The organism is Leifsonia sp. NPDC080035, assembly GCF_040050925.1.
Lineage (GTDB): Bacteria > Actinomycetota > Actinomycetes > Actinomycetales > Microbacteriaceae > Leifsonia.
This window is the reverse complement of the sequence record NZ_CP157390.1, coordinates 2,157,064-2,176,895: the sequence shown is the minus strand read 5'-3', so window position 1 is coordinate 2,176,895 and position 19,832 is coordinate 2,157,064. Positions and strand designations below refer to the sequence as shown.

Here is a 19,832-nt window from a genome sequence, read left to right as displayed (position 1 = left end):
CAGGATGCGAACTCCGCCACCCTCTGTCGACCGCCCGTGACGCCGTGTTTCGGCCCGAAACACGGCGTCACGCGGGCTGGTCGCCCGGCCTCCTCCGCGCTATGCGGGGCGCTGGGACGCGGCCAGCGGCAGGGTGCCAGCGGCGAGGATGCGGCCGTCGGCCGCCGCCGCGAGCACCCCGCGCGCGCCGTGGCCGGTCGCCCAGGGCACGCCGGCCTCGCCGAGCGCGAAGACCGCGGTCGCCAGCACGTCCGCGGTCGTCAGGTCCGCCGCGAACACGGTCGCGCTGACGAGTTCCCGCGCCGGGGCGCCGGTTCGCGCGTCGCGGATGTGCTCGCCGCGCTCGTAGGCGCCGGACGTCGCGACCGCCGCATCCCGCACCGTGAGCACGGCGAGCATCCGCTCCGGCGACTCCGGCGAGCGCACGCCGACGTTCCAGCCCTCCGACCCGGCGGGCGCCGCACCGACGACGACGTCGCCGCCCGCGTTCAGGCAGAACACGCGGACGCCGTGGCGGCGGATCGCTTCAGCCGCCCGCGCGGCCGCCCAGCCCTTCACGACGCCGTCCGTGTCGAGTTCGCCGTCCGGTCCGCGCACGTCGAAGGCGCCGCCGGTGGCGAGCCTGGCGCGCGCGGCGATGTCGAGCACCTCGCGCAGGTCGGGGCTCGCGTCCGCCTCGGTGCGCCTGCCGTCCAGGATGGCGCTCACCTCGCTGTCCGCGCGGTACCGGCTGAACCGGGCGTCCGCCTCCCGCAGCACCGCGAACGCCGCTTCGGCCGCGCGCGCCGCTGTCGCCTCGTCGGCCTCCCGGATGTCCACCGACATCGGGATGCCCATGACCGTCTCGACGCGCCTCACGCCTTGTCCAGTGCGGACTGGAGCGACTGGATGTAGCCCTCCGACGTGTAGGTCGCCCCCGACACGGTGTCGATCTTCGCCGACTGCGAGGCGAGCACCTCCTGCTCCAGCATCGGGGCGGCCTGCTGGTTGATCTCGACGCTGCGGCCGTCGCGGTCCGGGGACTGCAGCTCGGTGACCGCGGTGATGGTCGAGCCGTTGAGCGTGACCCGAACCTGGATCGCGCCGTAGCGCGTCTGTACCGTGTCGCCGTCGATCGTCCTGGCCGCCGGGTCGGCGGTCGCGCTCGGGGACGCGGTCGCGCTCGGGGACGCGGACGCGCTCGGGCTCGCGGTCGCCGTGGTGCTCGGTGTGGCCGCCGCGCTCGCCGTGCTGCGCGGGGCCAGCGCGGACACCTGCGCGCTCTCCGGCTGCGTCACGCCGTACAGGCGCACGCCGACCGTCAGTCCCAGGACCGTCAGGATGCCCGCGAACAGCAGGGTCCCGCGCCATCGTCTTTGTCTCATGCCATGCTCAGTTCTTCTCGGTGGATGAAGCGCCGCGGCACCATCAGCTCCCGCAGCGATCGTTCGGCGGTCACGGCCATCCCCTCCGGCCCGCAGATGAAGGCCTCGCGGGCGTGCGCGTCCGGCACCAGCCGGGCGAGCGCGGCGCTTCCGAGCGGGTCGTAGCCGAGCTCAGCGCGCCGGCCCGTCACCGGGATCACGGTCAGCCCGCGCATCGCCTGCAGCTCGGGCAGCAGGGCGAGGTGCGCCACCGAGTGGGCGCGGTACAGCAGCACCGGCTGATGCCCGCGCGCGGTCAGCTCCTCGGCGAGCGCGCGGATCGGCCCGATCCCGGCACCGCCGGCGATCAGCAGGATGCGCTCCCGGCTCGCGCGGTCGGCGGTGAAGTGGCCGAACGGTCCCTCGACGAAGGTCAGCGTCCCCGGCTTCAGGTGGCGCACGAGCGTCGAGTGGTCGCCGAGTGCCCCGACGGTGATGCGCAGCCGTCCCTGATGCGGGACGCGCGAGATCGAGTAGGGGTGCGCCGTCAGCAGGTGACCGCGCGCCAGGAACCGGAACAGCAGGAAGTTGCCCGCCCGGATGCCCAGCTCGTCGACGTGCGGGCCGTGGAACCAGACGGACGTCGTGCCCGCGTTCTCGGCGACCACCGCCTCCACCCGCAGCCGGTGCCGCCAGGCGCGAGCGGTCGGGAGGACGAACCGCCAGGTGAGCACGGCGGCCGCGGTTCCGAGATACAGCAGCAGCCACGCCGCCCGGTTGACGGGGTTGGCGACGAAGTGGGTGCCGCCGCTCAGCTGGTGGAGGAAGGTCAGGAAGATCGCGACGTACGTCGTCAGGTGCAACCAGTACCAGACCTCGTACGAGAGCCGGGCCCGCAGCAGCCTCGCGCTGCTCAGCCCGATGGCGAGGAACGCGATCGTGCCGACGAGGGCGGTGAGCATGTCGGGGTAGTCGCGGAGCACCCCGAGGAACGCGTCCCAGGGCAGCGACCGGTCGAGGATCATCGTGCCGAGCACCATGAACAGCACGTGCGTGACCACCAGCAGCACCACGGAGGTGCCCACCCACCGGTGCCAGAGCACCAGCCGGTCGAGTCCGACGGCGCGCTCGAACCACGGGATGCGCGCGATCAGCAGCACTTGCACGCACACCAGGTACGCGCCGACGAGGCCGGTCAGCTCGCCCGCCGTGGTGGCGAGAGCCGCGGGCGTGGCCGCGTAGGCCGCGGGCACATCCACCCACCACATCGCGAGCACGGCGAGGAACCCCGCAACCAGCACCGTGCGCAGGACCCGCTGCCGCCGCCGCTGCCGCGGCGCGTCGTCGGCGCGGGCGGAGACGCGGCGCGGGGTGGCGATGCTGGTCATGCTTCGACGATCCCGGACTTTCCTTTCCGGATTCTTAGCGCGGCTGGAAGCGCCCTGGGAATGGCCTATGGAGCCGCCCGTGCCTGTGGGCCTACGGGAAACTGTCGCCGATCTCGTAGGAGGCGAGCGTGTCCTCGTCGACGACGAGGTCCCGTTCCCCGTGCGACGTCGCGATCGTGAGGATGTACGAGGTCGGCGTCACCATGATGGCACCGGGCGCGGTGCCGTGTGCCGGCAGTCGCAGCTCACCGTGCTCGGCGCTCACGCGCTTGCCCGCGACGATCCCTTCCACTCCATCGCTCGAGAGGACTCGGCGACGCGCCGCCTCCATCCGCCAGATGGCGACACCTCCGACGGCCGCGACGGTGCCGAGCGGGCCCAAGAGGACGAGCACGCTCATCGTTCGTCACTCCTGCCGGAAGAACTGCCCGACATTCGCGGCAGCGGCCGATCGCCGTCTGTCCGCCAGGCGTCGAGCAGAACCCCTTCCCCGTCGCGGAGCTGGATGGAGAACAGTCGGCTGCCGGGATCGTCCGCCGGCTTCGTCACGCAGATCGCGGCGTACCCCTGACGGTCGGGCCACACGTCGGTGATCTGTTCCATCGCGACGGGAGACGACGCGGCGAGCGTTCTGATCGTCTGCATGTCGCTGTCGCGCGCTGCCACGACTGACCACCTCGACGCCCCGTCGCCCACCCACGAACCGCAACGCTCGGTCGCCTCTGGATCACTCGCGTGGGCGGCCTCCAAGCTCGTCGCATAGCCTCTGAGGTTTGTGGTGCTGCTGCACCCCGCGAGAAGCGCGGCGACAAGAAGGAGGGGGACGGCCGCGCGCCGCCTCCGGTGCCGCCCGCGCGCACCGACGGCTTCGGCGTTGATCACAGCCATCCGTTGATCGTCTCCACTCGATCAGGCGCGCCGAGGAAATCGAGACACACGATGCCGACGAGCGCGCCCGCGAAAACCCAGACGAGCGGCGAGTCCCAGCTGACGAACGCGAGGGCGAGGAGCGTGATCGATAGCATCCCTTTCCACGCCTGCTTGAGATAGAACGCCTGTGCGCCCACCAGGCCCCCGAAGAGCGCGAGCCGTCGCGCGGCCTTCACGGTTCGGGGCGTCCTCCCGAGAGGCCCGGGGAAGGTGTCGTAGACAACGATCGGGGACGGCGAGTTCCTCGTCTCCCGGATCCCGGCCGCGGCCGCCCCGAGCAGGGCCAGAGTGGCGAGGACGGCGACGACAGTGGCGAAGACGAATCCCGTGGCGGTCGCGAAGATTCCTGCGAGCCGGAAGAGAGCAGCGAAGACGAGCATGGTCGCTCCGCCGCGCCTTCGCTCCAACAACCGTGCCGCGCCGCGGAGTGGGAGAACGACGGCGGCCGACCATGCGAGAACGCCGATGATGACGACCGCGACGGCGATCACCGCCAACGGCACGTCGAAGTCATTCCGGAGCGCCAGCCGAATCAGACCGGCGACATTCACCAGGACGTTGGCACCACCGGACAACGCGACGAGTCCTGCCAGCACCCCGATCGCACGCGATGTCGGCGACGTCGTCCACCACGTCCACCCCGAGCACGACCTCCCGCTCGGCATCGTCGTCACGCGTCGCCCCAACGACACCGGCGAACGCAACCCTCAATGCTTCGCCTGCAACGTAGATGATCGGCCGCGGACCGACGTTCACGCGCAGATGGATGACTGAACACCGACCAAGGAAAGCAGCGAGCGGCGTCGATACTCACTGTTCGATCGAGATACCCGTGCGGACGCCCGCCGGAGCGCCGAGAAGCAGTGCCTCGCCGCGGCTGCTCGGGGGCTCACCCTCCTCCCCTCCGTGCACGGATGCGCGGTCTCCCGCCATCCACGGCCGCCCGTTCGCGCGGGCGTCGGCGGTGCGGGTTACCCTCGCCGGGTGACCGAGTCCTGTGCCGTGTGCGGTGCCGCCGCCCATCCGGGGGCGCCGCTTCCGCTGTGCCTTCCACACCTCCTGGTCGCGCACGACTGGGTGGACGGCGAGTACGGGATGACCGACCTGCTGCCCGCGCCGTGCGCCTTCTGCGGGTCACGGCTCGGGGTGCGCTACCCCTCCGGCTGGGTCTGCGCCGTCTGCGAGTGGCGTGCGGGCGAGCTGCCGCCGGAGGGCGTCACGTCGTCGCGGGTCGACGTCGTCTACTACCTGCGCTTCCGCGACCGGATCAAGATCGGCACGTCGGCGAACCCCGCGCAGCGGTTCACGAGCCTCCCGCACGACGAGGTGCTCGCCTTCGAGCGCGGGGATCGCGTGCTCGAGCAGCGCAGACACGCGCAGTTCGCGGGCCTGCGCATCCCGGGCACCGAGTGGTTCGAGACGGCCGACGACCTGCTCGCCCACGTGGATGCGGTGCGCGCGGGCGCCCCGGACCCCTGGGCGCTGCTCGCCCGCTGGCGCAGCGAGGCGGCCGCCCTGCGCGCCTGAGGCCGAGGGGCGGGTCGTTGCGCACGCCATCGGCGTCGGTCGCAACGTCTCGCCCCTCGGCCTCAGACGTGTGTGTGGGTCAGGCCACGGCGGGTTGTGTCACCGTGTCGCGGTCGTCGCCGTCCAGCTTCGCGGCGAGGCGCGCCATCTCCGCCGCCTCCGCCTCACGGGCGTCGAGGATGGACACCGCGCGGTCCCCGTCGGGCACCGCCGGCTCCAGCACGGCCACGGTGCGGTCCGAGCCGGCCACCTCGGCCTCCAGCCGGGCGAGTCCGGCGACCGCCGCGAGGTCCGCCGCCGCCGACGCGCTGGCACGCCGGGCCCTGACCACGAGGGCGGCAGCCACCGTCACGGCGCCCGCGCCGAGCGCGAGCACTCCCGCCGTGGCGAAGCCCTCGGTGTACCCGGCCTCCGCCGGCAGACCGCCGACGCCGAGGGTGCCGGTGACCAGCGCCGTCATCACGGCGGCGCCGAGCGCGGATCCAACGGTGCGCAGGTTGGCGTTCATCCCGCTGGCGATGCCGGTCTGGGTGGCTGGGACGCTCTGGACGACCACGCTCGTGATCGCCGCGTAGATGAGGCCGAGGCCGATTCCGAAGACGCCGGACGCGGTCGCGACGGCGAGAAGGGAACCGTGCCAGAACGCGAGCGACAGGCTGGCCGCGGCCATCAGCACGGCGGAGACCACGATCTGAGCGCGGAACGAGAGCCAGCGCTCGAGCGGTCCGCTCGCGAACCCGGTGACCGCCATGGTGACGAGCATCGGCAGCATCAGCATCCCCGACTCCGCGACGCTCGCGCCGAGCCCATAGCCGGTGCTGGCGGGGGTCTGCACGAAACGCGGGAAGTACGAGAACACCGAGAACATCGCGGCGCCGATGAAGATCGCGGCCGCGTTCATGGACCACACGCCGGGCTCGCGCATCAGGCGCATGTCGACCAGCGGGTGCCGGGAACGCAGCTCGACGACGATCCACGCCGCCAGGAGCACAGCGGCGACGACGAACAGGCCGACGACCTGCGGGGACGCCCATCCCCACTGCGAGCCGGTGCTGAGCGGAAGCAGCAGCGCGATCAGCCAGCCGGAGAGCAGCACGGCCGCCCACGGGTTCACCCCACCGGTCGCGCGGGTGGGCGACTCGGGGATGATCGCGAGCGCGAGCACCGCAGCCGTGACCGTCAGCGCGACGGGGACGAGGAACAGGCCGCGCCAGCTGAGCGCGTCGGCGAGCGGGCCGGCGAGCACAGTGCCGAGACCGCTGCCGATGGCGATGACGGACGCGATGGCGCCGATCGCCGAGGGCAGCCGGCGGGCAGGGAACTCGTCGCGGATGATGCCGAACGCCAGCGGGAACATCGCCCCGCCGAGGCCCTGGACGACACGGCCGCCGATGAGGACGCCGATGTTGGGCGCGACGGCGGCGATCACGCTGCCGAGGGCGACGGCCAGCAGCGCGAGGACGAACACGCGGCGCTTGCCGACGAGGTCGCCGACGCGGCCGAGCAGGGGCGTTGCGACCGCCGCGGCGATGAGCCAGGCGGTCATGGTCCAGGTGACGCCTGCGGTCGTCGTGTGCAGGTCAGACTGGATGACGGGGAGGACGGGGACGACGAGCGACTGGAGGGTCGCGAAGGAGCCGACGCTCAGGGCCAGGACGGCGAAGGTGGCGGCGGGACGGGATCGAGACATCAGGTTTGTTCCTTTTCTCGAAGGGATGCCGATGGTGGGCTACAATTGGAGGGAGGCTCCGATCGGAGGTTGCCTCCGGTTATGTAGAAGACATTACCGGAGGGTGCCTCCGGTTTGCAACCCCGAGTTTCGCGGACCCGCCACGACGGTCCCGTGCAGACTCCCGAATGGACAACCAGAGAGGTTCGAGACCGTGACCGCCCCCGCAGCAGCGACAGAGACCGTGCGCAGCCCGCTCGCCAAGCCGCAGCGGGCGGACGCCCGACGCAACTACGACGCGCTGCTCGCCGCGGCACGCGAGGCGTTCGCGGCGAACGGCACCGGCGCATCCCTCGAGGAGATCGCCCGCCGCGCGAACGTCGGCATCGGCACGCTCTACCGCAACTTCCCCACCCGCGACGCCCTGGTCGAGGCCGTCTACATCGACGAGGTGGATGCGGTGGTCCGGGCCGCACAGGACGCGACCTCCCTCGAGCCGTGGGCGGCCGTCCAGGCGTGGCTGCGCCGCTTCGTCAGCTACATCGGCACCAAGCACGCTCTGCTGGAGGGCCTCAACAAGGACTCCGCGGTGATGCTCAGCTGTCGCACCTCCCTGTACGACGCGGGCGAGCCGCTCATCCGCCGCGCGCAAGCGGCCGGCGAGCTGCGCGAGGACGCCACCATCGGCGACGTGATCCGCATGGTGTCCGGTATCGCCGGGGTCGCCTTCGACGACGACGAGCAGCGCGACCGGGTGATCGCGATGGCGATCGACGGCCTCCGCGCCCGCTGAGCGCCGCGGTTCCCTAGGCTTACTGCATGGAGCTGGGCGTCTACGCGGTCATCGCCGTCGCGGTGATCGTCGGCGTGGCCGCCTTCGCCCGAAAACTCGGCGTCGCCGCCCCGATCATCCTCGTGCTGGTCGGCGTGACGCTCTCCGTGCTCCCCGGCGTCCCTAAGATCGAGGTGCCGCCGGAGATCATCCTGGACGGCCTGCTCCCGCCGATCCTGTACGCGGCCGCGATCAGCGTCCCGCTCAACGACTTCCGCCGCAATCTGGCGCCGATCGCCGGGCTCTCGATCGTGCTCGTCGTGATCACGGCGTTCGCCTCCGGCTTCGTCCTGTTCACCCTGCTGCCCGACCTGAACCTCGCCGCGGCGATCGCGCTCGGCGCGATCATCAGCCCGCCGGACGCCGTCGCCGCGACCTCCGTCGGCCGCAAGCTCGGCCTCCCGCCCCGCCTGCTGACGGTGCTGGAGGGCGAGGGGCTGGTCAACGACGCCACCGCACTGGTGCTGCTGCGCACCGCCCTCGCCGCCGCGGTGGGGACGCTCGCCACCCCCCTCTCCGGCGTGCTGGACTTCTTCTCCGCCGTCATCATCGCGCTCGTGGTCGGCCTCGTCGTCGGCTTCGCGTCGGTGTGGGTCCGCTCCAAGCTCAGCGACCCGGTGCTCGACACGGCACTGTCCGTCGTCGTGCCGTTCGCAGCATTCGCGCCAACGGAGGCGCTGCACGGTTCCGGCGTGCTCGCGGTCGTCGTGACGGGTCTCTACACCGGGCACGCGGCGCCCCGGCACTTCACCGCGCAGGCACGGATCAGCGACCAGATCAACTGGCGCACCATCCAGTTCCTGCTCGAGAACGGCGTCTTCCTGCTCATCGGCCTCGAGCTGCGGACGCTGATCCTGGACGTGAAGCATCCCGAGATCCTCAGCGTCTGGGATGCGGTCGGCATCGGGTTGATCGCGATGGGCGCGCTCGTCATCATCCGCTTCGTGCTGATCGGCCCCCTCATCTACTTCCTCAAACACCGAGGCGAACGGCAGGAGAAGGCCGTGCTGCGGGAGTGGCTGATGATCAGCTACTTCCGAGATCACCCGGTGCGCTACCGCTGGCAGGCACTGCGCAAACAGCGCGCGGAGGCCCGCTACACGCGGCACCGCAGCGACCTGGAGGAGTACCGGCAGGAGGCGATCGACTGGCGGGGCGGCGTCGTGCTCGGCTGGTCTGGGATGCGCGGCGTCGTGACGCTCGCGGCGGCGCAGTCGCTGCCGACGGGGATCCCGTACCGCCCGCAGCTCATCCTGATCGCCTTCACGGTCGCGTTCGTCAGCCTTGTCGTGCAGGGCGGCACGCTGCCGTGGCTGATCCGCGTGCTCGGTCTGCAGGGCATCGACGTGAAGGACGACCGCCGGCTGCTCGCCCAGCTTCTCGACGACCTCAGCGAGACCGGACTGGCGGTGCTCGACGATCCGGAGGGCGCAGCAGGCACCTCCGCGCCGGTCGACCCGGAGGTGGTCGAGCGGGTTCGCCAGACGACCTACCTGCGCGCCGAGGCGGCGTGGGAGCGCTCCGTGATGTTCGACGAGCCGCCGGAGAGCCGGCCGCACCACGTCTACCGCAGCCTGCGGCTCGCGGTCGTGGACGCCGAACGCGACCGGCTGCTCCTGGAGCGCTCGCGCGGCGCGTACCCGTCGCGCATCCTGAGCGAGGCCCAGGCCATGCTCGACATCGAGGAGACCCGGCTGCGCTCGCGGTCCCGGTGAGCCGGCGGCGTCAGAAGTCCACGGGGTCGCGCAGCAGCGGGCAGGTCATGCAGTGCCCGCCTCCGCGTCCGCGCCCGAGCTCGGCGCCGACGATCGGGATGACCTCCACGCCCGCGCGGCGCAGGGCCTCATTCGTCGCGGTGTTGCGGTCGTAGGCGTAGACGACGCCCGGGCGCAGGGCCACCGCGTTGTTGCCGCTGTCCCACTGCTGGCGTTCGCTCTCGTAGTTGTCGCCCGCCGTCTCGATCACCCGCAGGCGCGGGAGGCCGAGGGCGGAGGCGACGACGTCGACGAACGCACGGTCGCCCTCGTCCCGGACGTCGACCGGAGACGCGCCGTCGCCCGGGCGGAGCGTGAACGTGTGCACGCGATCCATGATCTCCGGGTAGAGGGTCACGAGGTCGCGATCGGCGAACGTGAAGACGGTGTCCAGGTGCATCGCGGAGCGCAGCTTCGGCATGGCGGCCACTATGACCTGCTCGGCGGCTCCGGCGTCGAACAGGGCCGCCGCCGCCTGCGTGATCGCCTGGCGGGAGGTCCGCTCGCTCATGCCGATCAGGACCGCCCCGTTGCCGACGGGCATCACATCGCCGCCCTCCAGCGTGGACTGCCCCCAGTCCAGCTCGGGGTCGCCCCACCACACGGTCGCACCGGCGAACGCAGGGTGGAACCGGTAGACCGCCTTCATGAGCAGCGTCTCGTCGTGACGCGCCGGCCAGTAGAGCGGGTTCAGCGTCACGCCGCCGTAGATCCAGCACGTCGTGTCGCGGGTGTACAGGGTGTTCGGAAGCGGAGGCATCAGGTACTCGCGTACGCCCGTCGACTCTCGGGCGAGGGAGATGTAGCCGGTGCGGTAGTCCTCGGGGAGGTCGAGTGTCGACATCCCGCCGATCAGGAGCTCGGCCAGCCGGTCGTCCGGCAGGGCGTCGAGGAAGGCGCGGGTGCCCTCCACCAGCCCGAGGCCCACCCGGTTCGGCACCACCTTGCGGTCGAGCAGCCAGTCCCTCGCGCCGGGCTGCGCCATCGTCTCGGCGAGCACCTCGTGGAGTTCGAGCACGTCCACCCCGTTGGAGCGCAGGTCCGCCACGAACGCGGCGTGGTCGCGTTTCGCGTTCTCGACCCAGAGCACGTCGTCGAACAGCAGCTCATCGGCGTTCGTCGGCGTCAGCCGGTGGTGCGCGAGCCCCGGGGCGGCGACGAGCACACGCCGCAGCTGCCCCACCTCCGAGTGGACACCGAACGTCGTCTCCGTCATCTGTCGCCCTTCCCCTTGTCCTGGCTCAGTGTGTACCGACCCTGCCGTCGTCCCGGCCGTGTCGTCCCCCGGTCCGTGCCTCACAGCCGGATCCAGCCGACCGAGAGCGCGACGATCCCGGCGATCGCGCCGGCGATCGAGACGACGAGGATCACGATCTCCCGCCCACTGAACCACCGCCGCCCTTGCTCCCGTCGCACCATCACGAACAGGATCGTCGCCGGCGCGTAGATGATGAACGACAGGAGCACGAACGTGAGCCCGGCCGCGAACAGCAGGAACGCGGTGTAGACGGTCGCGAGGACGACCACCACCAGGTCGCGGCCCCAGCCGCGCGGTGACTCGTCGTACGTCTCCCGCGTGATCACGAGCTTCAGTCCATACAGCGCCGCGAGGAAGAACGGGATCAGGGTGAGCGCACTGGTGAGGTCGAGTGCCAGGTTGAGCGCGTCCTGCGCGAAGTAGATGACGACGAGGACGGCCTGCACGAAGATCGCCGTCAGCAGGAGCGCGGCCACGGGCACGTCCTGCGCGTTCGACCGGGCGAACACGCGAGGCATGTCGTGGTCCTTCGCCGCGACGAACAGCACCTCCGCCGCCATCAGCGACCAGGCGAGGTAGGCGCCGAGCACCGACACGATCAGGCCGATGCTCACGAACCAGGCGCCCCACGGGCCGACCGCGGCCTCCAGCACGCCGGCCATCGACGGCTGGCGGAGCTTCGCGATGTCCGCCATCGGGAGCACCCCGTAGGAGACGATCGTCACCGAGGCGAAGACCGCGAAGACGCTCACGAAGCCGAGGATGGTCGCCCGGCCGACATCCTGCCTGCGCTTGGCGTGCCGGGAGTACGTGCTCGCGCCCTCCACACCGAGGAAGACGAAGACCGTCACCAGCATGGTGTTACGCACCTGGTCGAAGAGCGAGCCGGCGTAATCGGCGCCGCCCCAGTTCGCCGCGAACACGTCCGGCTTCAGCACGAAGAGCGCGAGGAGGACGAACACCACGATCGGGACCAGCTTCGCGACGGTGACGATGCGGTTGATCGCCGCGGCCTCCTTGATCCCCCTTCGGATCAGGAAGTAGAAGCCCCAGAGGGCGGCCGAGGAGATCGCGATCGCGATGATCGTGTCGCCGTCGCCGAATGCCGGGACGACGGCGCCGATCGTCGACATGATGAAGACCCAGTAGAAGACCAGGCCGACGGAGGCGCTGGCCCAGTAGCCGAAGGCCGAGAAGAACCCCAGGTACTCGCCGAATCCCGCCTTCGCGTAGGCGAAGACGCCCGCGTCGAGCTGGGGCTTGCGGTTGGCCAGCAGCTGGAACACGAACGCGAGCATCAGCATCCCGACGCCGGCGATCGTCCACGCGATCAGCGCCCCGGCGACCCCCGTCTCCTGAGCGAAGCGGCGCGGGAGCGAGAACACCCCGGCGCCGACCATCGACCCGACGACCATGCCGGTCATCGTGATCAGGGAGAGTTTGGCGGGTGTCGACGCGGAGGTCCGCGTCTCCGTGGCCTGCTTCGTCATCCCGTCCGCCTCCCGAAACCCGAGTAGCAACCGATTCGGTGCCACCCTTTCACACACGCGGGCGCCCCTGCTAGGACGCAAATCGCGGCGGTACCCTGGTGGGGTCGAGGGAGGCACCATGAGCGACAGGCTCTTCGGCATGAGCTTCGCCAAGATCCACCCGCTGTACGTCGCGAAGGCGGAGCGGAAGGGCAGGAGCGAGGAGGATGTCGACACGGTCATCCGCTGGCTGACCGGCTACGACGACGCGGGGCTCCGCGATGCGATCGACGACGGCAGGGACTTGCGGGCGTTCTTCGCCGAGGCCCCCGCCATGAACCCCGACGCCGCACTGATCACCGGGATGATCTGCGGCGTGCGCGTGGAGGAGATCCAGGATCCGCTGATGCAGCGCATCCGCTACATGGACAAGCTCGTGGACGAGGTCGCGCGCGGCAAGCGGATGGAATCCATCCTGCGCAGTGCATAACCTGTCGAAATAGTTATCGGGTCTTGCGCCAGACGTTCGTCACCGTTCAGAATGGTTACGTGACCACGAAGCGAAGCACCCGCATCCACCGCTCCCGCGCCGACCGGGAGGCGCTCTCCTCCTACGTCGAGCTCGCCTCGAGCGCCGACCGGCGCCGCATCGACCGCGCGCAGGTCGCCGCCTTCGAGCAGTTGACGCCCGCCCAGCTGGACGTGCTCGTCGCCGACCTGATCGACGGCACCGAGACCGCCGCGACTCCCCCGCGCCGCAGCCTGCTGACCCGGCTCACCGGCGGCGAGGCCGGCTTCGCGACCGCGCTGCTCGCCGGTCTCGCGCTGGCGGGCGTCCTGACCGTCGGCAGCGTCGGAGCCGTCGCGCTCGCCACCAGCGGCGCCGACATGTCCGCCCAGGCGACGCACTCGGCGGTGGACACCTCGTTCGATCCGTTCTCCGACACTCCCGGCAGTGCTCTCGATTTTTGATTCATTCAAAACAACCCGATAGCCTCGAAGGCATGGACACGGCACGGCTGGAGGACGCACTGCGCGCCGCCGGTCTGCGGGTCACGCAGGGGCGGCTCGCCGTCCTCGATGCGCTCGACGCGCACCCCCACGCGGACGCCGACACGGTTTACCGCACGGTCCTCCCGGCGCTGCCGGGGACCTCGATCCAGAACGTCCACAACGTCCTGGGCGATCTCACCGCCGCCGGTCTGCTCCGGCGGATCGAGCCGGCGCACTCCCCCGCTCTCTACGAGCGGCGGATCGGCGACAACCACCACCACATCGTCTGCACATCGTGCGGCGCGGTGGCGGACGTCGACTGCGTCGTCGGCGATGCGCCCTGCCTGCATCCCTCGGATGCGTCGGGGTACGCGGTGAGTACGGCGGAGGTGACCTTCTGGGGGCTGTGCCCGTCCTGTCAGGAGCGCGCGGCGAAAGCCCCGTCGCGCGCCGAATGAGGTGAGGAGAACCATGTCCGAGAACCACACGACCACGCAGACCGGGACGCCGGTCGGCAGCGACGCGCACTCGTTGACCACGGGTGCGGACGGCGTCACCGCGCTGCACGACCGCTACCTGGTGGAGAAGCTGGCGCAGTTCAACCGCGAGCGGATCCCGGAGCGGATCGTTCACGCCAAGGGAGGCGGTGCGTTCGGCGAGTTCGTCGTCACCGGCAACGTGACAGCGTACACGAAGGCCGCGGTGTTCCAGCCCGGCACGAAGACCCGCACGGTGCAGCGGTTCTCGTCGGTCGCCGGCGAGCAGGGCTCGCCCGACACCTGGCGCGACGTCCGCGGCTTCTCGGTGAAGTTCTACACGACCGAGGGCAACTACGACATCGTCGGCAACAACACCCCCGTCTTCTTCATCCGCGACGGCATCAAGTTCCCCGACTTCATCCACTCGCAGAAGCGCCTGCCCGGCTCCGGCCTGCGCGACGCCGACATGCAGTGGGACTTCTGGACGCTGTCCCCCGAGTCCGCGCACCAGGTCACCTACCTCATGGGCGACCGCGGCCTGCCGCGCTCGTGGCGCACCATGCCCGGCTACGGCTCGCACACCTACCAGTGGATCAACGAGGCCGGCCAGCGGTTCTGGGTGAAGTACCACTTCCACGCACACCAGGGCAACGAGGAGATGCACGGCGCCGAGGCGGAGCGCATCGCCGGCGAGGACGCGGACTACTACCGCCGCGACCTGTACGAGGCCATCGAGCGCGGCGAGTTCCCGTCGTGGACGGTGTCCGTGCAGATCATGCCGTACGAGGACGCGAAGACCTACCGGTTCAACCCGTTCGACCTCACGAAGGTCTGGCCGCACGCGGACTACCCGCTGATCGAGCTCGGCGTCCACACCCTGAACGAGAACCCGGAGAACTTCTTCGCGCAGATCGAGCAGGCCGCGTTCTCGCCCGCCAACACGGTGCCCGGCATCGACATCAGCCCGGACAAGATGCTGATGGCGCGTGTCTTCTCCTACCCGGACGCGCAGCGCTACCGGGTCGGCACCAACTACAACGAGCTGCCGGTGAACGCGCCGGTCGCCCCGGTGCACAACTACTCGCAGGACGGCGCGGCCCGCCACGGGTTCAAGCCGGCGTCCGCACCCGTCTACGCGCCGAACTCGTTCGGCGGCCCGACGGCCGACCCGGCGGCCGCCGGCGAGGGCTCGTGGGAGACCGACGGCGAGCTCGTCCGCGCCGCGGCGACCCTGCACGCCGAGGACGACGACTTCGGCCAGGCCGGGACTCTGTACCGCGACGTCTACGACGACGCGGCCAAGGAGCGCTTCCTCGACACGATCGCGGGAGCCGTCGGCGGCGTGAAGAGCGACGAGATCCGCGAGCGCGCGGTCCAGTACTGGACGAACGTGGACGCGAACCTCGGCCAGGCCCTCCGCGCCCGCCTCGAGTCCGACGTCGCCGACCCCGACCAGGCGGCCGAGTACGTGGGCGTCGGCGAGTAACACCGCCCCGTCCCCAACCGTCGAGTACGCAGATCCTCTGCGTACTCGACGGTTTTCGGGCCACTTTCCGCGTACTCGACGGCGGTGGCCGAGGTCAGGCGGCCGGTGAGTCCGGCGGGATGACCACCAGGGCGCCCGATTCCGCGGCCGACCACACGCTCCCGTCGGCCGCGACCGCGATGCCGTGCGGCTCGTCCACGCCGCCGGGCAGCGGGTGGATGGTCACCCCGCCGTCCGCGGTGACGTGCGCCAGCGCATCCGCGCCCCAGAGGCTCGCCCACACCCCGCCGTTCGCGTCCGGCGCGACGGCGTGCGGCCGCGAGCCCTCGCCGAGAGGCACGATCGCCACCGTGCCGTCCCGGCCGCGCCGCGCGAGCGCGCCGGCGTTGATCAGCGCGACCCACACCGCGCCGTCCTCGGCGACGGCGAGACCGACGGGACCGGACCCCTCCGGCAGCTCCGTGAACTCGATCGCGGCGTCGCCGCCGCGCACCTGCCCGAGCGACGCCGCCGCATTGAGCGTGAACCAGATGTCGTCACCGGACGCGGCGACCATGGACACGAACGAACCGGGCCGCCCGACCGGGAACTCGTCGACGCGACCGAGGATGTCCACCCGCCCCAGCGCGTCGGCGCCGAGCTCGGTGAACCAGGCGGTCCCGTCACCGGGGGCGACGACGCCGAACGGCTGAGCGTCCGCGGTCGGCACCGGGATCTCGCCGATCAACGCCGGCTCCGGGCCGACGTGCAGCAGCCGATCGCCGGTCGTGTCGGTGACCCACACCGTGGACTCGGTCGCCGGTGCGACGACCGACGGCTGCGAGCCCTCGCCGAGCGCGAGGAACGCGACGGACCCGTCCGCATCCCTGCGACCGACACGCCCGCCGTGCACAAGGGTGAACCAGACGGCGCCGTCAGCGGTCGCCGCGACGCCGTACGGGCCCTCGCCCGGCTCACCGACCGGGATGCTCTGCGGTGCCGCGCTCACAGCGTCGCGTCGATGGTGCGGTCGTAGACGGTGCGGCCGCCGACCCGGATGCGGCCGTCGCCGAGCGGCTCGGTCACGAGCTCGGAACCCTCGCCCTGGCTGATCCGCAGGCCGCGGCCGAGCCTCGCCGTGACCGCGACGGCCGCGGCGCCGGTCGCCTCGTCCTCGATGATCCCCATCTCCGGCGCGAACATCCTGGCGCGCAGGCGGCCCTCCGCCTCGTCGATCCACGCGTACGCGCAGTGCTGACCGGAGGAGAAGGCGAGCGGATCGAGCGCATCCACATCCGCCGGCGACGCGAGGGGCAGCCATTCGAACTGCGGCGTCCACTCGGCGCGGGCCTCGATCCAGACCGTGGCTCCGTCGTCGTCGACGGTGACAGGGACGTCGCCCGCGCGCTCGCGCAGCACGTCCACCGGGGTCCGCCGGTCGGCCAGCCACCACGCCGTGCCGACGCTCGGGTGCCCGGCGAACGGGAGCTCCTTCGCCGGGGTGAAGATGCGGATCGCCGCGAAGCGTCCCGCCTCATCCAGCTCGTCGACGAACACGGTCTCGCTGAAGCCGAGGGCGGTGGCGATCTCCTGCTCCCGTCGTTCCGTCACCGCGGAGCCGAACACGATCCCCAGCTCGTTCCCGTTCGCTCCTCTGTCGTCGGTGAAAACGCGCACGACAACGACTTCGATCACATCGTCCATTCCCCCAGCCTGGCACGATGGTCGATAATCCCGCCATGACCAGTGACGAGGAGCTGATCGCCGTCCAGCACGCGGCGGATCGGCTCGCCGAGCGCTTCCCGGATGTCGCCCGGGAGCGCATCGACGAACTCGTCCGCACGCGGCACGCCGGTTACGCGGGCGCTCACGTGCGCGACTTCGTCCCCGTGCTCGTCGAGCACGACGTGCGGAAGGACATCATCGCCGGCGAGCTCTGACCCGGCGCCGGGCCGGCCGCGAACGGTCGCGACACGCCGTGTCCGGGCGATCGACACGGCGTGTCGCGACCGCTCGACCCGTCCGCGCACTGGACGCATCGCCGCGCCCGGTGGATGATGCCGGCATGGAGACCCCCAACGACAACGCACGCTCAGAAGAGGACGTCGCCGTGGAGCACGCGGCCGACCGCCTGGCCGACCGGTTCCCCGAGGTCGACAGGGACCGCATCGACGAGCTCGTCGAACAGCGGCATCACGACTTCGACGGCGCCCCGGTGCGCGACTTCGTCCCCGTGCTCGTCGAGCACGACGTGAAGCGGGAGCTGCGCGAGGACACGTAACGGGCACCAGAGAATATCGCGGCCGCGCGCCGGCCACCAGAGTGTCTAGCCCGGGATTTACTTGTTTTGTCTAGTCTGTCTAGACTATACTGATGAAACGTAGGGACGTCCTCAAGCGGCTGAAGGCGCAGGCCAGAGCGAGCGGTGTTTCGTACTCTGAACAGGAATTGACGAACCACACCGGCATCACCATCGGAAGCACCCGGTCGACGCTCAGCCGGCACGCCGAAATCGACGACGTCACCGCACGGAAGTTCTTCGATCAGTTCGCGGACGAGTTCGGAAAGGGATGGTGGCGCTGATGACGACATACCGGGTGACCGCCGAGCGCACCGCCAAGTGGTGGGTGCTCCAGGCCGAGGGAGCACCGGGCGCGATCAGCCAGGTCGCCCGTCTCGACCAGGCCGATCAGATCAAGGAGGCCATCGCCTTCGTCACCGGCGAGCCCAAGGATCGGATCGAGATCGAGCTCCGACCGGTCTTGCCCGCCGCGGCGGAGGAAGCGCACGAACTCGCGGTCAAGTACCGAGAGGAGGCCGCCGTCCTGAACAGCCGAGCCGCCTACTTCTCGCGCCGCGCCGCACACGATCTCGCGAACGCGGGCCTGACGGTGCGCGACATCGGCACCATCCTCGGCGTCTCGTACCAGCGGGCCCACCAGCTCGTCGTCGCCGACCTTTCCGCCTAGCGGCGCAGGATCACCCTGTAGACGGATGCGGCCGCCCGGCCGCCTGCGTTTGGCTTGAGGTCATGAGCTTGAGGACGACAGGGGGCGGCGCATGACCGCGAGCACGCCCGCGCGCAGGCGCGGGATCCGCACGGGGATGTGGGGCGCACTCGGCGTGGGAGGCGTCGCGGCCGTGGTGCTGGCTGCCTCCCTCGTGCAGACCGTCGTCCACGACAACGCGGATGCGGACTACCAGCTGGCGCGCAGGCTCGCGACCGCGCAGTACCGCGCTGCCGTGGACGCCCACCGGGGCTTCGACCGTGCTCACGCCAGGGCGGCGGCGCTGCGCGAGGCGGCCCAGCGCATCCACGACGAGGCGGCCGACGGTGGCTACCTGCTCCAGCCGAAGCTGAAGGACGTGCGCGACAGCATCGGCGACCTCGCGGGGGCGCTGCTGCTCGCCACCCTCCCACCCGGTGCGGCCCCGCGCGGCACGGGCACCCCGCACTCGACAACGGGCCAGCTGCAGGCGGAGACCAAGCGGCTGTTCGGCCTGGTCGGCGCGTACCGCTCGTGCGCGAAGGATACGGCCGCGCTGACCGGGAGGGTCGACCGCGGGATCCGCAGCGCCAGCCGCCGGCTCGCGGCCGTCGTCGGCGGCGGCGTCCCCGGCAGGGATGCGTCCGCCATGCCGAGCATCGACACGGACGCCGCCCGGTTCCTGGGCGCACTCGGCCCGATCGGTTCCGCGCAGCGCGAGGCGGTCGGCAGAGCCGCGGCGTCCGCGCGTTCGGGAGTCGCAGCCGGACGGGATCCCGCGCCGCTGCTGCTGGACTACCTCGCCACGGCGAAGTCGGCGCGGCTGGCCGTCCGCGGCCGCTGAGCGACGACCGACGGCCGGAAACCGGGTGTCAGGCGAGGCCGCGCGGGACCACGATCATCGGCACCGGCAGCTCACGCAGCATGGCGGCCGCGGTGCTGCCGAGGAAGAGCCGGTTCGGCTGGGCCAGCCGGCTGGAGCCGACGAGCACGACCTCTCCGGTGAGCCACTCGAGACGGGCGACGGCGTCCTGGATGCTGTCGCCCTTCGCGACGACGGCGCTCGCCACGACGCCGGTCGCCGCGCTCGCCTCCTCCAGCACGCTGGCGGCGTGGTGCTCGCCGACGCGCTCGCGTCCGCCCTGGAAGTCGCCGGGAAGGTCGAGCGCGAGCAGGGAGACGAGGCGCAGCGGGACACCGGCCGCCGCCGAGAGGCGCTCGCCCGTCGCGAGGACGTCGGCCGCGCCTGCCCTGGTGCCGACCATGCACGTGACGCGGGTGAGCTCCGTGGCCCGCTCCCGCCATCCCTCCGGCGCCAGCAGCACGGGCACGGACGCGGCGTGCAGCACCGCGCCGGCGACCGACCCGACGGTGAAGCGACCGAGCAGGCCGCCGCGGGCCGCTCCCACGACGAGGAGCGAGGCGCCGGACTCCTGCGCGGCGGCCAGCAGACCCTCCGCGAGCGAGTCGCCGTAGGCGACCCGCCCGCTGAAGGCGACCGACGACGGGACGCGGGTGCGCGCGTCGGCCAGCCAGCCCTCTGCGGTGTCGCGCAGGAGGGCGTCGTAGGCCGGGTCGTTCGGTACATTGCCGCGCCGGGAGGTCTCCGGCAGCACCAGGACGACGTCGAGCACCGCGCCGATCGACGCGGCCAGCGCGGAGCCGGCGGCGAGGGCGTCCTCGCCCGCCGGGGTCGCGGTGTAGCCGACCAGGATGCGCGGTGTCGACGTCGTCATGT

General features: G+C 71.3%; 24 protein-coding genes. 12 read left to right on the top strand and 12 right to left on the bottom strand.

Features of this window, described 5'->3' with window-relative positions; all coding sequences use genetic code 11:
- Positions 1–99 precede the first annotated feature (99 nt).
- From AAME72_RS10745 to AAME72_RS10720, 6 genes are all read right to left on the bottom strand, one after another.
- Positions 100–858 (bottom strand): FAD:protein FMN transferase, encoded by a 759-nt coding sequence (locus AAME72_RS10745; protein WP_348786558.1) that lies wholly within the window; start codon positions 856–858, stop codon positions 100–102.
- Positions 855–1,364 (bottom strand): FMN-binding protein, encoded by a 510-nt coding sequence (locus AAME72_RS10740; protein WP_348786557.1) that lies wholly within the window; start codon positions 1,362–1,364, stop codon positions 855–857. Before AAME72_RS10740 ends, AAME72_RS10745 begins: the two co-directional genes overlap by 4 nt.
- Complete coding sequence (locus AAME72_RS10735; RefSeq protein WP_348786556.1) at positions 1,361–2,731, bottom strand: ferredoxin reductase family protein; 1,371 nt, start codon at positions 2,729–2,731, stop codon at positions 1,361–1,363. The genes AAME72_RS10740 and AAME72_RS10735 overlap by 4 nt, the downstream gene beginning before the upstream one ends.
- 91 nt (positions 2,732–2,822) lie before the next feature.
- Complete coding sequence (locus AAME72_RS10730; protein WP_348786555.1) at positions 2,823–3,131, bottom strand: hypothetical protein; 309 nt, start codon at positions 3,129–3,131, stop codon at positions 2,823–2,825.
- On the bottom strand, positions 3,128–3,619 hold the full coding sequence (locus tag AAME72_RS10725; RefSeq protein ID WP_348786554.1) for a hypothetical protein: 492 nt from the start codon (positions 3,617–3,619) through the stop codon (positions 3,128–3,130). The genes AAME72_RS10730 and AAME72_RS10725 overlap by 4 nt, the downstream gene beginning before the upstream one ends.
- A complete protein-coding gene (locus tag AAME72_RS10720) occupies positions 3,610–4,257 on the bottom strand; it encodes a hypothetical protein (protein WP_348786553.1) in 648 nt (215 codons plus the stop codon). Before AAME72_RS10720 ends, AAME72_RS10725 begins: the two co-directional genes overlap by 10 nt.
- Before the next feature lie 388 nt (positions 4,258–4,645).
- Between AAME72_RS10720 and AAME72_RS10715 the strand changes: the two genes are divergently transcribed.
- The gene (locus AAME72_RS10715; RefSeq protein WP_348786552.1) at positions 4,646–5,188 is read left to right on the top strand and encodes a GIY-YIG nuclease family protein; all 543 of its coding nucleotides are present in this window, start codon (positions 4,646–4,648) and stop codon (positions 5,186–5,188) included.
- Between the two features lie 79 nt (positions 5,189–5,267).
- Here AAME72_RS10715 and AAME72_RS10710 read toward each other — a convergent pair whose 3' ends face one another.
- The gene (locus tag AAME72_RS10710) at positions 5,268–6,878 is read right to left on the bottom strand and encodes an MFS transporter (RefSeq protein WP_348786551.1); all 1,611 of its coding nucleotides are present in this window, start codon (positions 6,876–6,878) and stop codon (positions 5,268–5,270) included.
- A 193-nt stretch (positions 6,879–7,071) separates the two neighbouring features.
- Between AAME72_RS10710 and AAME72_RS10705 the strand changes: the two genes are divergently transcribed.
- Together AAME72_RS10705 and AAME72_RS10700 are read left to right on the top strand one after the other, a co-directional pair.
- The gene (locus AAME72_RS10705; protein WP_348786550.1) at positions 7,072–7,650 is read left to right on the top strand and encodes a helix-turn-helix domain-containing protein; all 579 of its coding nucleotides are present in this window, start codon (positions 7,072–7,074) and stop codon (positions 7,648–7,650) included.
- A gap of 26 nt (positions 7,651–7,676) precedes the next feature.
- A complete protein-coding gene (locus AAME72_RS10700; protein WP_348786549.1) occupies positions 7,677–9,404 on the top strand; it encodes a sodium:proton antiporter in 1,728 nt (575 codons plus the stop codon).
- Between the two features lie 10 nt (positions 9,405–9,414).
- Here the strand turns inward: AAME72_RS10700 and AAME72_RS10695 are convergent, their stop codons facing one another.
- Positions 9,415–10,659, bottom strand: coding sequence for an arginine deiminase (locus AAME72_RS10695; RefSeq protein ID WP_348786548.1), 1,245 nt, complete (start codon positions 10,657–10,659; stop codon positions 9,415–9,417).
- 80 nt (positions 10,660–10,739) lie between these two features.
- Positions 10,740–12,191: a basic amino acid/polyamine antiporter gene (locus AAME72_RS10690; protein ID WP_348786547.1), complete on the bottom strand. Its 1,452-nt coding sequence runs from the start codon at positions 12,189–12,191 to the stop codon at positions 10,740–10,742.
- 118 nt (positions 12,192–12,309) lie between these two features.
- Between AAME72_RS10690 and AAME72_RS10685 the strand changes: the two genes are divergently transcribed.
- The 4 genes from AAME72_RS10685 to AAME72_RS10670 are packed head-to-tail and all read left to right on the top strand — an operon-like array spanning position 12,310 to position 15,128.
- Positions 12,310–12,660, top strand: a complete 351-nt coding sequence (locus AAME72_RS10685) for a DUF2200 domain-containing protein (protein ID WP_348786546.1) — start codon at positions 12,310–12,312, stop codon at positions 12,658–12,660.
- A gap of 59 nt (positions 12,661–12,719) precedes the next feature.
- Positions 12,720–13,142: a hypothetical protein gene (locus AAME72_RS10680; RefSeq protein ID WP_348786545.1), complete on the top strand. Its 423-nt coding sequence runs from the start codon at positions 12,720–12,722 to the stop codon at positions 13,140–13,142.
- Positions 13,143–13,174: 32 nt separating this feature from the next.
- Positions 13,175–13,621, top strand: coding sequence for a Fur family transcriptional regulator (locus AAME72_RS10675; protein WP_348786544.1), 447 nt, complete (start codon positions 13,175–13,177; stop codon positions 13,619–13,621).
- Between the two features lie 13 nt (positions 13,622–13,634).
- Positions 13,635–15,128, top strand: a complete 1,494-nt coding sequence (locus tag AAME72_RS10670; protein WP_348786543.1) for a catalase — start codon at positions 13,635–13,637, stop codon at positions 15,126–15,128.
- Positions 15,129–15,222: 94 nt separating this feature from the next.
- On the opposite strand, the gene AAME72_RS10665 is transcribed toward AAME72_RS10670, so the two are convergent.
- The gene (locus AAME72_RS10665) at positions 15,223–16,116 is read right to left on the bottom strand and encodes a virginiamycin B lyase (protein WP_348786542.1); all 894 of its coding nucleotides are present in this window, start codon (positions 16,114–16,116) and stop codon (positions 15,223–15,225) included.
- Positions 16,113–16,811, bottom strand: a complete 699-nt coding sequence (locus AAME72_RS10660) for a PhzF family phenazine biosynthesis protein (RefSeq protein ID WP_348786541.1) — start codon at positions 16,809–16,811, stop codon at positions 16,113–16,115. The genes AAME72_RS10665 and AAME72_RS10660 overlap by 4 nt, the downstream gene beginning before the upstream one ends.
- A 35-nt stretch (positions 16,812–16,846) precedes the next feature.
- Between AAME72_RS10660 and AAME72_RS10655 the strand changes: the two genes are divergently transcribed.
- The 5 genes from AAME72_RS10655 to AAME72_RS10635 all read left to right on the top strand — a co-directional run bounded on the left by AAME72_RS10655 (position 16,847) and on the right by AAME72_RS10635 (position 18,938).
- Positions 16,847–17,047 carry a hypothetical protein gene (locus AAME72_RS10655; protein ID WP_348786540.1) on the top strand — a complete coding sequence of 67 codons (201 nt, stop codon included), beginning with the start codon at positions 16,847–16,849 and terminating at the stop codon, positions 17,045–17,047.
- 125 nt (positions 17,048–17,172) lie between these two features.
- Positions 17,173–17,388, top strand: coding sequence for a hypothetical protein (locus AAME72_RS10650; RefSeq protein WP_348786539.1), 216 nt, complete (start codon positions 17,173–17,175; stop codon positions 17,386–17,388).
- Between the two features lie 92 nt (positions 17,389–17,480).
- Positions 17,481–17,690, top strand: coding sequence for a ribonuclease PH (locus AAME72_RS10645; protein WP_348786538.1), 210 nt, complete (start codon positions 17,481–17,483; stop codon positions 17,688–17,690).
- Positions 17,690–18,076 (top strand): hypothetical protein, encoded by a 387-nt coding sequence (locus tag AAME72_RS10640; protein WP_348786537.1) that lies wholly within the window; start codon positions 17,690–17,692, stop codon positions 18,074–18,076. Before AAME72_RS10645 ends, AAME72_RS10640 begins: the two co-directional genes overlap by 1 nt.
- Positions 18,077–18,167: 91 nt before the next feature.
- Entirely contained in the window at positions 18,168–18,938 is a 771-nt protein-coding gene (locus tag AAME72_RS10635) for a hypothetical protein (protein ID WP_348786536.1), read from the top strand.
- Between the two features lie 28 nt (positions 18,939–18,966).
- Here AAME72_RS10635 and AAME72_RS10630 read toward each other — a convergent pair whose 3' ends face one another.
- A complete protein-coding gene (locus AAME72_RS10630; protein WP_348786535.1) occupies positions 18,967–19,830 on the bottom strand; it encodes a universal stress protein in 864 nt (287 codons plus the stop codon).
- Between the last annotated feature and the right edge of the window lie 2 nt (positions 19,831–19,832).

Excerpts from the sequence above, each read along its gene's own strand:
- AAME72_RS10730 (WP_348786555.1), bottom strand. The coding sequence starts at position 3,131 with ATGAGCGTGCTCGTCCTCTTGGGCCCGCTCGGCACCGTCGCGGCCGTC.
- AAME72_RS10635 (WP_348786536.1), top strand. The coding sequence starts at position 18,168 with ATGACCGCGAGCACGCCCGCGCGCAGGCGCGGGATCCGCACGGGGATG.
- AAME72_RS10640 (WP_348786537.1), top strand. The coding sequence starts at position 17,690 with ATGACGACATACCGGGTGACCGCCGAGCGCACCGCCAAGTGGTGGGTG.
- AAME72_RS10655 (WP_348786540.1), top strand. The coding sequence starts at position 16,847 with ATGACCAGTGACGAGGAGCTGATCGCCGTCCAGCACGCGGCGGATCGG.
- AAME72_RS10740 (WP_348786557.1), bottom strand. The coding sequence starts at position 1,364 with ATGAGACAAAGACGATGGCGCGGGACCCTGCTGTTCGCGGGCATCCTG.
- AAME72_RS10700 (WP_348786549.1), top strand. The coding sequence starts at position 7,677 with ATGGAGCTGGGCGTCTACGCGGTCATCGCCGTCGCGGTGATCGTCGGC.
- AAME72_RS10645 (WP_348786538.1), top strand. The coding sequence starts at position 17,481 with ATGAAACGTAGGGACGTCCTCAAGCGGCTGAAGGCGCAGGCCAGAGCG.
- AAME72_RS10660 (WP_348786541.1), bottom strand. The coding sequence starts at position 16,811 with ATGGACGATGTGATCGAAGTCGTTGTCGTGCGCGTTTTCACCGACGAC.
- AAME72_RS10670 (WP_348786543.1), top strand. The coding sequence starts at position 13,635 with ATGTCCGAGAACCACACGACCACGCAGACCGGGACGCCGGTCGGCAGC.
- AAME72_RS10630 (WP_348786535.1), bottom strand. The coding sequence starts at position 19,830 with ATGACGACGTCGACACCGCGCATCCTGGTCGGCTACACCGCGACCCCG.
- AAME72_RS10675 (WP_348786544.1), top strand. The coding sequence starts at position 13,175 with ATGGACACGGCACGGCTGGAGGACGCACTGCGCGCCGCCGGTCTGCGG.
- AAME72_RS10710 (WP_348786551.1), bottom strand. The coding sequence starts at position 6,878 with ATGTCTCGATCCCGTCCCGCCGCCACCTTCGCCGTCCTGGCCCTGAGC.
- AAME72_RS10690 (WP_348786547.1), bottom strand. The coding sequence starts at position 12,191 with ATGACGAAGCAGGCCACGGAGACGCGGACCTCCGCGTCGACACCCGCC.
- AAME72_RS10650 (WP_348786539.1), top strand. The coding sequence starts at position 17,173 with ATGGAGACCCCCAACGACAACGCACGCTCAGAAGAGGACGTCGCCGTG.
- AAME72_RS10735 (WP_348786556.1), bottom strand. The coding sequence starts at position 2,731 with ATGACCAGCATCGCCACCCCGCGCCGCGTCTCCGCCCGCGCCGACGAC.
- AAME72_RS10725 (WP_348786554.1), bottom strand. The coding sequence starts at position 3,619 with ATGGCTGTGATCAACGCCGAAGCCGTCGGTGCGCGCGGGCGGCACCGG.
- AAME72_RS10695 (WP_348786548.1), bottom strand. The coding sequence starts at position 10,659 with ATGACGGAGACGACGTTCGGTGTCCACTCGGAGGTGGGGCAGCTGCGG.
- AAME72_RS10685 (WP_348786546.1), top strand. The coding sequence starts at position 12,310 with ATGAGCGACAGGCTCTTCGGCATGAGCTTCGCCAAGATCCACCCGCTG.